Source organism: Micromonospora sp. TSRI0369 (assembly GCF_001905625.1).
Taxonomy (GTDB): domain Bacteria; phylum Actinomycetota; class Actinomycetes; order Mycobacteriales; family Micromonosporaceae; genus Micromonospora; species Micromonospora echinospora_A.
In genome coordinates, this window is record NZ_LIVU01000006.1 from 153,863 (window position 1) to 167,656 (window position 13,794).

A 13,794-nucleotide genomic window follows, 5' to 3' on the forward strand; every position below is an offset into this window, starting at 1 on the left:
GTGCCGGTTTGATCACCAGCCGTAGAACACTCATCAGTGATCGATCGGTTGCCTGTTTGTGATCGTTGACGTGGCACCCTTGGTGCACGGCACACTGTCTCCCACGCCATGTGTGACCTCGGTCCCCCGCGGGCACACAGGGAAGGCAGGGCCCGAGATGGGTGTTGCACGATAGGTGAGCAACCGAAGAGAGTGTTCATCGGTGACGACCAGAGGAGGAAGGCGATGACCCCGACCCTCACGCCGCCGCCCGAGACGGTGAGCCCCCCGGCCGCCGATGAACGGTGCGACCGCTGCAATGCTGCCGGCAAGCTCCGGATCACTCTGGCGGGTGGGAGTGAGCTGGTGTTCTGTGGGCACCACGCGAACAAGTACGCGGAGGATCTCGTGAAGATCACCGTGCGTTACGCGTCGGACCCGGAGTTCAGCTGGCGTGGTGCCGATCTGATGGCGAACTGAGGTCCGACAGGAAATCCACATCACGACATAACCGGCCGGAGGCACCCACACGGGTCGCCTCCGGCCGGTTTTTGTGCGCGTCCCGCGTGCCCCGTGGTGCGTGGTGCGTGATGTTAAGAAGGGGCCCCTGCACTACCGCAGGCGTTAAGAGGGGGCCCTTCCTTACAGGGTCTGCACGGTGGCGATGCGCTCCTCGAGCTGCTCGATCGTCGCCTGCGCGCTGGGCGGGCCGCCGCAGAGCCGGCGCAGCTCGGCGTGGATCTTGCCGTGCGGCTGGCCGGTGTGATGGTGCCGGGCGGCCACCAGAGCGTTCAGCTGCCGCCGTAGCGCCACGCGGCGCTGGGCGGCACTCATCGGTGGGGGCGCCGCCGCCGGGGCCGCAGCGGCCGGCTCAGCGGTCCGCTGGGCGGCCCGGCGCTTCTGCGCGGCGAGCTGCTCGGCCTGCCGCTTGGTCAGCAGCAGCGAGACCTGGTCGGCGGTGAGCAGACCGGGCAGGCCGAGGTATTCCTCCTCCTCGGGCGTACCGGCCTGGGCGGCGGTGCCGAACGACGCGCCGTCGAAGATGACCTGGTCCAGCTCGGCGGTGGCGGAGAGCGCGGCGAAGCGCTTCTCCAGCTCGCCGCTGGCGCCGTCGTCGCGCTGGGCGCGCTCCAGCAGGTCGTCGTCGAAGCCCTCGCGGTCCTTCGGCTTGCCGAGCACGTGGTCCCGCTCGGCCTCCATCTCGCTGGCCAGTCCGAGCAGGTGCGGCACGCTGGGCAGGAACACCGACGCGGTCTCGCCGGAGCGGCGGGCCCGGACGAACCGGCCGATCGCCTGCGCGAAGTACAGCGGGGTGCTGGCGCTGGTCGCGTACACGCCGACCGCCAGCCGGGGGATGTCGACGCCCTCGGACACCATCCGCACCGCGACCAGCCAGCGTTGCTGGGAGGCGGCGAACGTCGCGATCCGCGCGGACGCGCCCTGGTCGTCGGAGAGCACCACGGCGGCCTTCTCACCGGTCACCTGCTCCAGCAGCTTCGCGTACGCGCGGGCCACCTGCTGGTCGCTGGCGATGACCAGGCCGCCCGCGTCCGGCATGCCGTTGGCGCGCAGCACGCTGAGCCGGGCGTCGGCGGCGCGCAGCACCTGCGGCATCCAGTCGCCGGCCGGGTCCAGCGCGGTACGCCACGCCTGTGCGATCAGGTCCTGCGTCATCGGCTCGCCGAGCCGGGCCGCCAGTTCCTCACCGGCGTTGGTGCGCCACCGGGTCTCCCCCGAGTACGCCAGGAACAGCACCGGCCGGACCACGCCCTCGCGCAGCGCGTCGGAGTAGCCGTAGACCGAGTCGGCGCGGGAACGCAGCAGCCCGTCCCCGCCGCGCTCGTAGCTGACGAACGGGATCGGGTTGTCGTCGGAGCGGAACGGCGTACCGGTGAGCATCAGGCGGCGTACCGCGGGCTCGAACGCCGCCTTGACGCCGTCGCCCCAGGTCCGCGAGTCGCCGGCGTGGTGGATCTCGTCGAGGATGACCAGCGTGCGGCGGGTCATGGTGCGCCGGCGGTGCACCTGCGGCGCCATGCCCACCTGGGCGTACGTGACGACCGCGCCGTGGAAGTCGGCGGCGGAGTGCAGGTCGGCGTTGCGGAACGCGGCGTCGAGCTGGATGCCGACCCGGGCGGCGGCCTGCGCCCACTGGGTCTTCAGGTGCTCGGTCGGCGCGACCACTGTGACCGCCTCGACCGTGCCGTCGGCGAGCAGCTCGGCGGCGATCCGCAGCGCGAACGTGGTCTTACCGGCGCCGGGCGTGGCGACCGCTGTGAAGTCCTCGGTCCGGCGGCGCAGGTACTCCACGAGCGCCTTGCGTTGCCAGGCACGCAGGGGCGGGAACGTGTCGAGCGTCGGCATCCGCGGTGGCACGCGTAGCTCCTCTCCGCCGCGGACGGCGGCGGGCCCGACCGGGGCCACGGGAGCCGCCGCCCATGAAAACGCCCTCGCGCATCCGGTGCCGCGAAGGCGGACTCAGCATAACCAGCGCGGGCCGTACGCCCCACTCGACGCCACGCCTGTCACATCCGCCCGCCCCGGCGCACGGCGGGTCAGGACAGTGGTCCCCCGGTGCCGGTGCGCGGCGGGCGCAGCGTCGCCACCGGCGCGGACCAGCGTCGGCGCAGCGCGATCAGGCGCAGCCCGAACACCAGCAGGACGGCGGCGGTGAGCGGCACGGCGGTGGCCTGTCCGCACGCCGACAGCAGCGCCACGGTTACCGCTCCGGCGAGCGCGGCGAGGGCGTAGATCTCCCGGCGCAGCACCACCGGGATCTCGCCGGTGAGCAGGTCGCGGCCCAGCCCGCCACCGATCGCGGTGAGCATGCCGATCATGCACGCGCCGACCGGCGGCACGGCGGCGTCGAGGGCCTTGAGCGTGCCGATGACTGTGAACAGGCCGAGGCCGGCGGCGTCGAGCACCAGCACCGTGGTGCGCAGCCGGGCGAGCTGCGGGTGCAGCCAGAACACGGCGGCGGCGGTGAGGGAGGCGGTGGCGGCGTACCGCCAGTCGGCGAACGCCAGCGGCGGAACCTCGTCGATCGCCAGGTCGCGGAAGATGCCGCCGCCGAGCGCGGCGACCACGCCGACGAAGACGACCCCGAACAGGTCGAGCCGTTTCGCCACCGCCGCGGAGGCGCCGGAGGCGGCAAAGACCGCCACGCCGGTGAGGTCGGCGAGGAGCAGGGCGGTGGAGGTGGTCACCGCCGCAGGTTACGTGCGCGGGCCGCGACGCCACCCGGCATCACTCGCGGTACGAGTCGTAGATCTCCTTGCACTTCGGGCAGACCGGGGAGCCCGGCTTGGCCGCCTTGGTGACCGGGAACGTCTCGCCGCAGAGCGCGACCACGAAGGTGCCCATGACGGCACTCTCGGCGATCTTCTCCTTGCGGACGTAGTGGAACATCTCCGGACCAGTGTCCGCGTCCTTCAGCTCGGGACGCTCGAGAACCTCTGTGCTCACGACTCCACCTCCGGCGTTCCAGTTTTGCAGGTCGGTCCGTCCTGGTCCACCTGGGCCCCGGGCGGGAGCGGCCCGTACGGTAGCCGACGTGACCAACTTTCACATCAGTCTCGGTAGTGAGGTGGCCGACGCCCTGCGCGACGGCCGCCCGGTCGTGGCGTTGGAGAGCACGATCGTCTCGCACGGGCTGCCCCGGCCGGACAATCTGCGCGTGGCGCGCGAGATCGAGCAGGCGGTACGGGACGCGGGGGCGGTGCCGGCCACCATCGGCATGGTCGCCGGCGAACTGCGGGTCGGGCTGGACGACGCCCAGCTCACCCGCCTCGCCACAGTCGACGGCGTGAGCAAGCTCTCGGTCCGCGACCTGGCCCCGGCGGCGGCCACCGGCGCGGACGGCGCCACCACCGTCGCGGCCACCAGCGCGGTAGCGGCGGCGGCCGGGATCGGCGTGTTCGCCACCGGCGGGCTCGGCGGCGTGCACCGGGAGGCGGCGCAGACGTTCGACGAGTCGGCCGACCTGGTCACGCTGGCCCGGACCCCGATCGCGGTGGTCTGCGCCGGGGTGAAGTCGATCCTCGACGTGGGCGCCACGCTGGAACGGCTGGAGACGCTCGGGGTGGGTGTGGTCGGCTACCGCACCCGCCGGTTCCCCGGCTTCTACCTCACCGACGCCGGCTTCGACCTGGACTGGTCGGTCGAGTCGCCGGAGCAGGTGGCGGACGTGCTGGCCGCCCGCGCGGCGCACGGTGTGCACCACGGCGGCCTGGTGGTGGCCAACCCGCTGCCCGCCGACGAGCAGCTCGACCCGGCGCTGCACGACCGCACGCTCGCCGAAGGGCTGGCCGCGCTGGCCCGGGAGGGGATCACCGGCAAGGCGGTCACCCCGTTCCTGCTGTCGCACTTCCACGCCGCCACCGAGGGCGCCAGCCTGACCGTGAACGTCCGGATCATCCTGCGCAACGCCGACCTCGCGGCCCGGATCGCGGTCGCCGCGGCGACCCGTCGCACCGCATGAGCACCACGCCGCGGATATTCGTCGTCGGCGACGTCATCACCGACGTGCTCGCGGTCCTGTCCGGGCCGCTCGCCACCGGCTCGGACACCGCGGCCGGGATCCGGTTCAGCGGCGGCGGGCAGGCGGCCAACACCGCGGCCTGGCTCGCCGGGCAGGGCGCGGCGGTGACGCTGGTGGCCGCCGTCGGCGACGACGAGACCGGCCGGGAGCGGGTGGACGAGCTGACCCGCATCGGTGTGGACTGCGCGGTGGAGCGGCACGAGGGCTACCCGACCGGCACCGTCATCGTGCTCACCCACGACGGGGAGCGGACCATGGTCAGCCAGCGGGGCGCGAACCTGCGGCTGACCGCCGCGCACGTGGACGCGGCGCTGGCCGCGGCGCCCGACGCCGGGCATCTGCACCTGTCCGCGTACACCCTGTTGGACGTGGGGTCGCGCGGCGCCGGCCTGCGCGCGCTGGCCACGGCCCGCGCGCGCGGGCTGACCGTCAGCGTCGACGCGGCGTCCGCGGCGCCGCTGCGGCGCGTGGGCGGGGCGTTCCTGACCTGGGTACGCGACGTCGACCTGCTGCTCGTCAACACGGACGAGGCGACGGTGCTGGCCGGCGGGCTGGACCCGGCGGCGCAGGCCCGGGCGCTCACGGCGGTGGCGCACCGGGTGGTGGTCAAGCAGGGCGCGGCCGGCGCGGTCTGGGTGGAGCGCGGCGGCGTGGTGGAGTTCGCCCCTGCGCCGGGGGTGGACGTGGTGGACGTGACCGGGGCCGGTGACGCGTTCGCGGCCGGCCTGCTCACCGCGTGGCTGGCCGGCGCCGATCCGCGCGCCGCGCTGGCCCGCGCCGGCGACCTGGGCGCGCTCGCAGTGACGACGGTGGGCGCCCGCCCCACCCCCTGATCCGAGGGTGGCCGGTCCGGGCGGTGATTCGCCCGGGCCGGTCAGGGCTCGGCGTCGATGATCTTGTGCGGGTTCTCCTGCGTGGTCAGCGCAGTGGGCGCGGGCTCCTCGCGGCGGCGGTTCTGGAACCGGTGCGCCAGCCGGTGCTCCTCCTTGGGCGGCCGGTCGTTGGCGAGCAGCACGGCGAGCCAGGGCACGAGCACCATGCCGAGCGCGCACAACGGCAGCCAGAGCCAGAGCAGCGGTGCCTTCGCGCCGACCAGGATCGCGCCCGCCACCAGGCACGCGACCCGGATGGCCATCATCAGCACGTAACGCTTCTGCCGGCTGTTGAGCTGGTCGTCCTGGCTGCGCGGGGCGTCGGTGATCAGGATCGGCTGGTACGCCTGACGCTTCACCACGGACCTCCTACGAGGGGATACGCCTCATCCTGTCACTCCGGACGGATGATCGGCGAAATTCGTGACGACCGGTCGCGTGTTACGTGCGTGGTACGCTGCGGCGGTGGCCAACCGGTTCAGCTTCACCGACGAGGCGCTGGCGAACCTGCGGGTCTACGACGTCACACCCGGGGAAGTCTGGGAGGCCCTGCACAGCAGGCACCGGGTCATCCGGCACCTCGGTGACGACGTGATGGTGGTCTACGCGACCGACCACCGGGGCCGGCGGCTCGCCGTGCTGCTGGCCGAGGCCGAGGGCACCGACAACGACTGGGACATCCTCTCCGCCCGCGAACTGAGCGACGTCGAGGCCAAGCGCTACGACGAGGCGGTGCGGAACTCACGCCGACGAGGAGGCGGTCACGATGCACCGTGACGAGGCGACCAAGCGGTTCCACGCCGGGGGCGACACGTTCGCCGACCTGATCGACGAGACGTCACCGGCGCAACTGCCCACCCCCGACACCGACGTGCCGATGGTGAGCCGGTCGGTCCGGCTGCCGCTGGAGACGTACGAGCGGGTCCGCGCCGCCGCCGACGCGCGCGGCATCGGAGTGACCACGCTGATGCGGCAGTGGATCGAGGCCGGCCTGGCCGACCTGGACGACTCGGCCACCGTCTCGCTGGCCGACGTGCGCCGCGCGCTGGCGTCGCTGTCCCGCCCGACCGCCGCCTGACGGCTCACGCCTCAGGGCCGGCCTCGCCGAGCGTCTCCCGGCCGATCGGCGAGGCGGAGTGCTCCGGTGGGCGGTGCCAGGCCCGGCGGGCGTCGGCGAACGCGACGAGCGCCAGCACGACGGCCACCGCGCCGAGCGCCAGCATCGCCGGCATGGTCGCGAACGCGGGCAGGAGCAGCACCAGGGCCAGCAGCCCGGCCAGCCGGGAGCGGGACACCCGGCCGAAGATCTCGTACTCGAACCGGGAGCGGGCGGCCAGGAAGAGCGCCGGGCCGCCCACCACGAAGACCAGCCAGTTCGGCCGGGACGGGTCGAACGGGTGCGCGATGACCAGCTCGTAACCGGCCGCCGCGCTGAGCACGCCGAGCACCATGAACAGATGGGTCTGCGCCGCGGACTCGGCCAGCCGTCCCGGCGTGCCGGCCGTCCGCAGCGCCTCGGCCAGCAGGTGACCGGCCCGGTGGAAGTAGATGCGCCAGAGCAACGCGGTGATCAGGAACGAGATCGCGAACGCCGCGGCCGCCTCGCCGGAGAACTCCTTCCCGCTGTAGGTCACGCCGATCACCAGGATCGACTCGCCCAGCGCGATGAGGAAGATCTGCTGGTAGCGCTCGGCGAGGTGCTCCCCGGTCACGCGCCACTGCCGGAGGCGCGACGCCCCGAGTCCCGGCAGCGGCCAGCCCAGGAGCGTGCCGAGGTGGTCCACCGCCAGCGCGACGACCCAGAGCGCCAGGCGCGGGCCGGGCATCAGCGCGCCGGCGAGCCACAGCGGGGCGCTGGCCGCCGCCCAGGCGGCCAGCCGCACCGGGACCAGGCGGCGCGGGTGCCCGCGCAACGCCACCGCGATCACCAGCGGCCGGCCGACCATCACCACCACGTACGCCAGCGCGAACGGCAACGCCCGCTCCTCCAGGGCGCGGGGCAGCGTCACGCCCAGCACCAGGCTGCCGAACATGGTGCCGACCACCACCGCCTGGATGACGACGCGCTCCGGCTCGTAGCGGCTGGTGACCCAGGTGGTGATCGTCCAGACCTGCCACAGCACCATGAACAGCAGCAGGGTCTTGCCCACGTCGGCGGCCACCGCACCGGCCGAGCCGTTGATGCCGTCGATCAGGCGCTGCGAGACCCGGGTCAGCGCGAACACGAAGACCAGGTCGAAGAAGAGCTCCAGGAAGGTGGCCCGGCCGGGGCTGGACGCGGTACGCAGCAGCGCACCACCCCGCTGCTCGGCCATCGTCGCCCCCGTCCCCCGTCCTGGCAACAAACGACAGGGGCGGCGGGCCGGTTGCGGCGGTGGGCCGCGGATCAGCCCTTCGCGGCCTTCGCCTCCGCCTTCATCCGCTGCTTGAACTCGCGTACCCGGCGCAGCGACTCCGGATCGGTCACGTCCGCCACCGACCGGTGGGCGTCCGCGTCGCCGTAGCCGCCGGCCGCCTCACGCCAGCCGTCCGGCGTGATCCCGAACCGCTTCCCGAGCAGCGCGACGAAGATCTGCGCCTTCTGCCGGCCGAACCCGGGCAGCTCGCCGACCCGGCGCAACAGCTCCCGCCCGTCGGCCACGTCCGACCAGAGCCGGGCCGGGTCGCCGTCGTACCGCTCGACGAGCGTCCGACACACCTCCTGCACGCGGGCCGCCATCGCCTTCGGGAAGCGGTGCAGCGCCGGCGGCCGGGCGAAGAGCTCCACGAGCGCCTCCGGGTCGTACCCGGCCAGTTCGGCGGCGTCCGGCTCGTGGCCGAGCCGCTGCGCCAGCACGTACGGGGAGGAGAACGCCTTCTCCATCGGCACCTGCTGGTCGAGCACCATGCCGAGGAGCAGGGCCAGCGGGCTGCGCGCCAGCAGCTCGTTGGCCTGCGGGTCGATGGGCAGGGAGAGCGTCATAAGGACCATAGTGCCGTCCCGCCCGGCGGTCGGGGGTGCCGACTCCCCGACGACGTGCCGCGGCCCGGCGGACCCCTGGGAGGTCCACCGGGCCGCGGCCCACTGTTGGGTCAGGTCACCCGTGTCGTCAGTTGACGACGAAGAGCAGCCGGTTCGGCGAGCCCGAGCCCGGGCTGGTCACCTTGCCGGTGGTGGCGTTGCTGGTCAGGTAGCTGGCCACCTGAGCCGGGGTGTAGGAGGTGTTCGCGGACAGCACGAGCGCCGCCGCGCCGGCCACGTGCGGGGACGCCATCGAGGTGCCGCTGATCGAGTTGGTGGCGGTGTCGCTGGTCCGCCACGCCGAGGTGATCGACGAGCCCGGGGCGAAGATGTCCACGCAGGAGCCGTAGTTGGAGTAGGAGGCACGGGCGTCGGTGCTGGTGGTGGCGCCCACCGTGATCGCCGCGGCGACCCGGGCCGGCGACGAGTTGCACGCGTTGGCGCTGGAGTTGCCGGCCGCGAGCGCGTACGTGATGCCGGAGTTGATCGAGTTGGCCACCGCGTTGTCCAGCGTGGTGCTGGCGCCACCGCCGAGGCTCATGTTGGCCACGGCCGGCTTCACCGCGTTCGAGGTGACCCAGTTGACGCCGCTGATCACACCGGCGGTGGTGCCGCTGCCGGAGCAGTTGAGCACCTTGACGGCGACCAGGCGCACGCTCTTGGCCACGCCGTACTTGGTGCCGCCGACCGTGCCGGCGACGTGGGTGCCGTGGCCGTTGCAGTCGGTGTTGTTGGTGTCGACCGTGTTGGTGCCCCAGGTGGCCCGGCCGCCGAAGTCGCTGTGCGTGGTGCGGATGCCCGTGTCGATGATGTAGGCGCGCACGTTGCTGGCGGTGTTCGGGTAGGTGAAGGTGCTGTTCAGCGGCAGGTTGCGCTGGTCGATCCGGTCCAGGCCCCAGGTGGCCCCGGTCTGGGTGCCCTGGGTGGTCATGACGCGGTCCTGCTCGACGTACGCGACGGCCGGGTCGGCCGCGAGCCGGCGCGCCTGGGCGGCGGTCATCTTCGCGCTGTAGCCGGTGAGGGCGGAGCTCCACACCGTGCCGACGTTGCCGCCGTAGCGCTTGGCCAGGCCGGCGGCCCGGTCCGGCACGGCGGTACGGGCGGCGAGGGTGTTCGCGGTGCCGACCGCGTCGCCCTTGAGCACGACCACGTAGCTGCCGCTGACGGCGTCGGCGGCACCGGCGTACCGGACCTCCCCGGTGGGCGCGGCGAGAGCGGGCGTGGAGGCGGCGGCGGCGAAGGCCGCGGCGGCGGCCGTGACGGCGAGCGCACGCAGCGCGCGCCGCCGGGGAAGGGACACGTCGGGCATCGTCTGGACTCCCTACCGGGGCGGCCCGGTTTGTGCCCGGATCACCCCATCGACGGATGTTGGCAGGAATGCTAGCCATAGATCGACACACATAAAAGAGATAGCTGCCGATAGATGCGGTCCACGTTATGGATCGGCGGGTGCGCGTCACGGCGGACGACGCCCGAGGCAGGATGAGCACGTGAACCGTCACGACATGCTGCTCTCCCCCGCCGGGGTCGACGCGCTGCGCACCGCGCTCACGCTTGCCCCCTTCACCGCCAACGGGATCGCCGACCGCCTCGGCGCGCAGGCCACCGGCGGGGTGGCCCGCAACGACCACCGGGCCGCGCTGCGCGCCACCGAGGACCGGGACCGGCTGGCCACGCTGATCCGCGTCTTCATCTGCGACCAGACCGAGCCGGAGGCGGCGGTGGCCGCCGCGCTGGCCCCGCTGACGGTGGACGAGGCGCTCGCCGGGGGCATCGTCGAGCGGCACGGCGACGGCCTGCGCGCCGGGGTCGACCTGGAGCCGTACGGCGACGACTGGTGGGTGCTCGCCGACGTGCCCGCCAGCGCCCGGCCCGGCCGTCCACTGCACGCCGAGCACGTGCTGGGCATCGGCGGCGCCACCCAGACGCTGATCTCGGCGGCCGTACGCCCGGTCGTGGACACCGCGCTCGACCTCGGCACCGGCTCCGGCGTGCAGGCGCTGCACCTGGGCACCCACGCCCGGCGGGTCACCGCCACCGACGTCTCCGAACGGGCGCTGCGCTTCGCCGCCACCACCGCCGCCCTCAACGGCCAGGACTGGGAACTGCTGCGCGGGGACATGGTCGCCCCGGTGGCCGGGCGCCGCTTCGACCTGGTGGTCAGCAACCCGCCGTTCGTGGTCGGACCGGGCACCACCACGCACGTCTACCGCGACTCCGGGCGGGTCGGCGACGCGATCGGCGCGGAGCTGGCCGCCGCCGCGCCGGACCTGCTCACCGAGGGCGGCACCATGCAGTACCTGGCGAACTGGGTGCACGTCACCGGCGAGGACTGGGCCGAGCGGGTCACCGGCTGGTTCGCCGGCACCGGCCTGGACGCCTGGGTCATCCAGCGCGAGGTGGCCGACCCGATGGCGTACGTGAACCTCTGGCTGACCGACGTCGGCGAGAGCGCCGACCCGCAGCGGATGGCGTCCTGGCTGGACTGGTTCGACGCGCACAAGGTGGAGGCGATCGGCTTCGGCATCGTCTCGCTGCGCCGCTCCGGCCACGAGCAGCCGATCGTTCGGGTGGAGGACCTGCGCCAGCGGGTCGAGCCGCCGCTCGGCGACCGGATCGGCGAGTGGTTCACCCGCCAGGACTGGCTGCGCGCCCGGGACACCGAGGGCCTGCTCGCCGCCCGCTACCGCGCCGCCGAAGGGCTCCAGCTGCGGCAGGAGGCCACCATGGGCGACGACGGCTGGGCGGTGGACCGGCAGGTCCTGGCCATGCCGCGCGGGCTGCGCTGGTCGGAGGAGATCGACCCGCTGGTACTCGCCCTGGTCGGCGGCGCCGACGGCCGGCTGCCGCTGCGCGACCAGCTCGCCCTGCTGGCCGCCGCGCACGACGTGACGCCGGACGAGCTGGCCGAGGCGGCCGGGCCGATCGTGGCGCACCTGGTCGAGCGCGGCATCGTCGAGCCGGTGACCGGCTGATGCGGGCGGTGGTGCAGACGGTCGGCCGGGCCCGGGTGACAGTCGACGACGAGGTGACCGGTGAGATCACCGACGGCCTGCTGGTGCTGCTCGGCGTCACCCACACCGACACCCCGCAGGTGGCCGCCACGATGGCCCGCAAGCTGCACGAGCTGCGCATCCTCGACGACGAGCGCAGCGCCGCCGACGTCGGCGCGCCGCTGCTGGTGGTCAGCCAGTTCACGCTCTACGGCGACGCGCGCAAGGGCCGGCGGCCGAGCTGGACCGCCGCGGCGCCCGCCGAGGTGGCCGAACCCCTGGTGGACGCCGTGGTCGAGCAGTTGCGCGCCCGGGGCGCGAAGGTGGAGACCGGCCGCTTCCGCGCCCACATGCTCGTGGAGAGCGTCAACGTCGGTCCCCGGACCCTCGTGCTCGACCTCTGAGGCGGACTAGGAGAACAGCCCCCGGCGGGACAGCGACTGCCGCAGCCAGCCGTCGAGCTGGGCGGCCCAGTCGGTACGGTCCGCCGTGGCGTGGTCCACGGTGAACCGGCCGAACGCGTCGCGGCCCTCGGTGAACAGGCCGCCCCGCTTGTCCAGTTCCAGCACCACGTGCACCTGCTGCGGGTCGGTGACGAAGGTGACCTCCAGCTGGTTCATCGCGCCCGCGTACTGCGGCGCCGGGTAGAACTCGATCTCCTGGTAGAAGGGCAGCTGCTGGCGTACGCCGTAGATGTGCCCCCGCTCGACGTCGGCGCGCGCGAAGCGGAAGCCCAGCCGCAGCAGCGCCTCCAGCAGCCGCTCGTGGGCGGGCAGCGGGTGCACCGACACCGCGTCCATGTCGCCCTTGTCCACCGCCCGGGCCACCTCCAGCTCGGTACGCAGGCCCATCGTCATGCCGTGCAGGTGCTGGCCGTACAGGTCGGTGAGCGGCGTCTCCCAGGGCACCTGGTAGCGGAACGGCACGTCGTGACGCTGCCCCGGCTCCAGCCGGAACGGGCCGGTCATCTGGGCCCGGCCGAACTCCTGGTTGACGTCGTACTCGGAGTCGGAGCTCTCCACCTCGACCCGGGTGACCAGACCGAGCGCGACGTAGCTGACGTCCACCGGGTGGTCGCCGCCGACCACCTGGATCCGGCCCTCCAGGACGCCGCCCGGGCGACAGTTCGGATTGGCCAGCACCGTCTCCACCGACGGTCCGCCCACACCCATCGCCTGCATGAGCCGCTTGAAGACCACCACGTTCTCCGATCGTCAGTTCCGGGTCCGGCCCCGACGGCCGGTCGCTGGCACGGTAACCGCGCCGGGCAAGCAGAGGCCGGATTCCACACCGGATTCCTGTCGGTTCCCCGATCGCCTCACTCCCGTCTCACGCCCCGACCGCCAAGCTGTTTGTCATCGGCCACCACCGCGTGGGCGGCACGGGACCGGTAGGCACGTCGGACACGGGGAGAACAGAGATGACCCAGCAGATGATCGAGCACCAGGACATGGACGTCACCCTCACGGACCTCGACGCCACCGACGAGCGCGGCGTCTCCACCGACCTGGTCCGGGCGTACCTGAACGGCATCGGCCGCACCAAGCTGCTCACCGCGGCGCAGGAGGTCGAGCTGAGCAAGCGGATCGAGGCCGGCCTCTTCGCCGAGGAGAAGCTGGCCACCTGCACCCCCGTCTCCGCCGAGCTGCGCGCGGACCTGGCGCTGATCGCGGCCGAGGGCCGCGCCGCCAAGAACCACCTGCTGGAGGCGAACCTGCGGCTGGTGGTGAGCATCGCCAAGCGCTACACCGGCCGCGGCATGGCCTTCCTCGACCTCATCCAGGAAGGCAACCTCGGCCTCATCCGCGCCGTCGAGAAGTTCGACTACACCAAGGGCTACAAGTTCTCCACCTACGCCACCTGGTGGATCCGCCAGGCCATCACCCGCGCCATGGCCGACCAGGCCCGCACCATCCGCATCCCCGTGCACATGGTCGAGCAGGTCAACCGGATGGTCCGGGTGCGCCGCGAGCTGTCGGTGTCGCTGGGCCGCGAGCCCACAGTGAGCGAGGTGGCCAAGGCGCTGGAGATCCCCGAGTTCCAGGTGATCGAGCTGATCTCCTACGACCGGGAGCCGGTCAGCCTGGACCAGGCCGTCGGCGAGGACGGCGAGAGCGCGCTCGGCGACTTCGTCGCCGCTGTCGACCCGCGTACCGAGCCCGGTGACGCCGCCACCAACGGCGAGCTGCGCAACGAGGTCCGCATCGTGCTGGCCACGCTGTCCCAGCGGGAGCAGGCGGTGATCCGGCTGCGCTTCGGCCTGGACGACGGCCGGCAGCGCACGCTGGACGAGGTGGGCCGCGAGTTCGGGCTGTCCCGGGAGCGGATCCGGCAGATCGAGAAGGTGACGCTGCTGAAGCTGCGCGACCCGGAGCGGGCGAACCGGCTGGAGGCGTACGCCTGCTGATC

Annotated in this window: 16 protein-coding genes; 8 read left to right on the forward strand and 8 right to left on the reverse strand. The window is 73.0% G+C overall.

Translation table 11 applies throughout. The features are described 5' to 3' along the window. The first annotated feature begins 225 nt into the window (after positions 1 to 225). On the forward strand, positions 226 to 459 hold the full coding sequence (locus tag AMK25_RS21440) for a DUF7455 domain-containing protein (protein ID WP_013284786.1): 234 nt from the start codon (positions 226 to 228) through the stop codon (positions 457 to 459). A gap of 162 nt (positions 460 to 621) precedes the next feature. Here AMK25_RS21440 and AMK25_RS21445 read toward each other — a convergent pair whose 3' ends face one another. The 3 genes from AMK25_RS21445 to AMK25_RS21455 form a co-directional block, all read right to left on the reverse strand. Next, on the reverse strand, positions 622 to 2,355 hold the full coding sequence (locus AMK25_RS21445; RefSeq protein ID WP_143194770.1) for a DEAD/DEAH box helicase: 1,734 nt from the start codon (positions 2,353 to 2,355) through the stop codon (positions 622 to 624). A 179-nt stretch (positions 2,356 to 2,534) separates the two neighbouring features. Next, on the reverse strand, positions 2,535 to 3,185 hold the full coding sequence (locus AMK25_RS21450; RefSeq protein ID WP_073830185.1) for a trimeric intracellular cation channel family protein: 651 nt from the start codon (positions 3,183 to 3,185) through the stop codon (positions 2,535 to 2,537). A 40-nt stretch (positions 3,186 to 3,225) separates the two neighbouring features. After that, on the reverse strand, positions 3,226 to 3,444 hold the full coding sequence (locus AMK25_RS21455; protein WP_007456912.1) for a DUF3039 domain-containing protein: 219 nt from the start codon (positions 3,442 to 3,444) through the stop codon (positions 3,226 to 3,228). Between the two features lie 88 nt (positions 3,445 to 3,532). Here AMK25_RS21455 and AMK25_RS21460 point away from each other — a divergent pair, with 88 nt between their 5' ends. Both AMK25_RS21460 and AMK25_RS21465 read left to right on the forward strand, forming a co-directional pair. Next, entirely contained in the window at positions 3,533 to 4,459 is a 927-nt protein-coding gene (locus AMK25_RS21460; protein ID WP_073830186.1) for a pseudouridine-5'-phosphate glycosidase, read from the forward strand. After that, positions 4,456 to 5,352, forward strand: coding sequence for a carbohydrate kinase family protein (locus tag AMK25_RS21465; RefSeq protein WP_073830187.1), 897 nt, complete (start codon positions 4,456 to 4,458; stop codon positions 5,350 to 5,352). The genes AMK25_RS21460 and AMK25_RS21465 overlap by 4 nt, the downstream gene beginning before the upstream one ends. Before the next feature lie 41 nt (positions 5,353 to 5,393). Here the strand turns inward: AMK25_RS21465 and AMK25_RS21470 are convergent, their stop codons facing one another. After that, entirely contained in the window at positions 5,394 to 5,750 is a 357-nt protein-coding gene (locus tag AMK25_RS21470) for a DUF3099 domain-containing protein (protein ID WP_073830484.1), read from the reverse strand. A gap of 106 nt (positions 5,751 to 5,856) precedes the next feature. Between AMK25_RS21470 and AMK25_RS21475 the strand changes: the two genes are divergently transcribed. Together AMK25_RS21475 and AMK25_RS21480 are read left to right on the forward strand one after the other, a co-directional pair. After that, positions 5,857 to 6,168, forward strand: a complete 312-nt coding sequence (locus AMK25_RS21475; protein ID WP_241826439.1) for a hypothetical protein — start codon at positions 5,857 to 5,859, stop codon at positions 6,166 to 6,168. Beyond that, positions 6,158 to 6,469 carry a hypothetical protein gene (locus tag AMK25_RS21480; RefSeq protein WP_073830189.1) on the forward strand — a complete coding sequence of 104 codons (312 nt, stop codon included), beginning with the start codon at positions 6,158 to 6,160 and terminating at the stop codon, positions 6,467 to 6,469. Before AMK25_RS21475 ends, AMK25_RS21480 begins: the two co-directional genes overlap by 11 nt. 4 nt (positions 6,470 to 6,473) lie before the next feature. Here the strand turns inward: AMK25_RS21480 and AMK25_RS21485 are convergent, their stop codons facing one another. The 3 genes from AMK25_RS21485 to AMK25_RS21495 all read right to left on the reverse strand — a co-directional run bounded on the left by AMK25_RS21485 (position 6,474) and on the right by AMK25_RS21495 (position 9,701). After that, positions 6,474 to 7,706 carry a low temperature requirement protein A gene (locus AMK25_RS21485; protein ID WP_073830190.1) on the reverse strand — a complete coding sequence of 411 codons (1,233 nt, stop codon included), beginning with the start codon at positions 7,704 to 7,706 and terminating at the stop codon, positions 6,474 to 6,476. Between the two features lie 71 nt (positions 7,707 to 7,777). Then, entirely contained in the window at positions 7,778 to 8,362 is a 585-nt protein-coding gene (locus tag AMK25_RS21490) for an HhH-GPD-type base excision DNA repair protein (RefSeq protein WP_073830191.1), read from the reverse strand. 118 nt (positions 8,363 to 8,480) lie between these two features. Continuing rightward, complete coding sequence (locus AMK25_RS21495; protein ID WP_073830192.1) at positions 8,481 to 9,701, reverse strand: S8 family peptidase; 1,221 nt, start codon at positions 9,699 to 9,701, stop codon at positions 8,481 to 8,483. Positions 9,702 to 9,882: 181 nt separating this feature from the next. Here AMK25_RS21495 and AMK25_RS21500 point away from each other — a divergent pair, with 181 nt between their 5' ends. Both AMK25_RS21500 and dtd read left to right on the forward strand, forming a co-directional pair. Beyond that, positions 9,883 to 11,367 (forward strand): DUF7782 domain-containing protein, encoded by a 1,485-nt coding sequence (locus AMK25_RS21500; protein WP_198937619.1) that lies wholly within the window; start codon positions 9,883 to 9,885, stop codon positions 11,365 to 11,367. Further along, complete coding sequence (dtd, locus tag AMK25_RS21505; RefSeq protein ID WP_069089362.1) at positions 11,367 to 11,789, forward strand: D-aminoacyl-tRNA deacylase; 423 nt, start codon at positions 11,367 to 11,369, stop codon at positions 11,787 to 11,789. Before AMK25_RS21500 ends, dtd begins: the two co-directional genes overlap by 1 nt. Positions 11,790 to 11,795: 6 nt before the next feature. Here dtd and AMK25_RS21510 read toward each other — a convergent pair whose 3' ends face one another. Continuing rightward, a complete protein-coding gene (locus AMK25_RS21510; RefSeq protein WP_073830486.1) occupies positions 11,796 to 12,584 on the reverse strand; it encodes a sporulation protein in 789 nt (262 codons plus the stop codon). 221 nt (positions 12,585 to 12,805) lie between these two features. On the opposite strand from AMK25_RS21510, the gene AMK25_RS21515 reads away from it, so the two are divergent. After that, positions 12,806 to 13,792, forward strand: coding sequence for a sigma-70 family RNA polymerase sigma factor (locus tag AMK25_RS21515; RefSeq protein WP_073830193.1), 987 nt, complete (start codon positions 12,806 to 12,808; stop codon positions 13,790 to 13,792). Positions 13,793 to 13,794: the final 2 nt, after the last annotated feature.

Bases quoted from the DNA above. Each gene is read 5' to 3' on its own strand.
- AMK25_RS21495 (WP_073830192.1), bottom strand. From the start codon at position 9,701: ATGCCCGACGTGTCCCTTCCCCGGCGGCGCGCGCTGCGTGCGCTCGCC.
- AMK25_RS21480 (WP_073830189.1), top strand. From the start codon at position 6,158: ATGCACCGTGACGAGGCGACCAAGCGGTTCCACGCCGGGGGCGACACG.
- AMK25_RS21515 (WP_073830193.1), top strand. From the start codon at position 12,806: ATGACCCAGCAGATGATCGAGCACCAGGACATGGACGTCACCCTCACG.
- AMK25_RS21465 (WP_073830187.1), top strand. From the start codon at position 4,456: ATGAGCACCACGCCGCGGATATTCGTCGTCGGCGACGTCATCACCGAC.
- AMK25_RS21485 (WP_073830190.1), bottom strand. From the start codon at position 7,706: ATGGCCGAGCAGCGGGGTGGTGCGCTGCTGCGTACCGCGTCCAGCCCC.
- AMK25_RS21490 (WP_073830191.1), bottom strand. From the start codon at position 8,362: ATGGTCCTTATGACGCTCTCCCTGCCCATCGACCCGCAGGCCAACGAG.
- AMK25_RS21440 (WP_013284786.1), top strand. From the start codon at position 226: ATGACCCCGACCCTCACGCCGCCGCCCGAGACGGTGAGCCCCCCGGCC.
- dtd (WP_069089362.1), top strand. From the start codon at position 11,367: ATGCGGGCGGTGGTGCAGACGGTCGGCCGGGCCCGGGTGACAGTCGAC.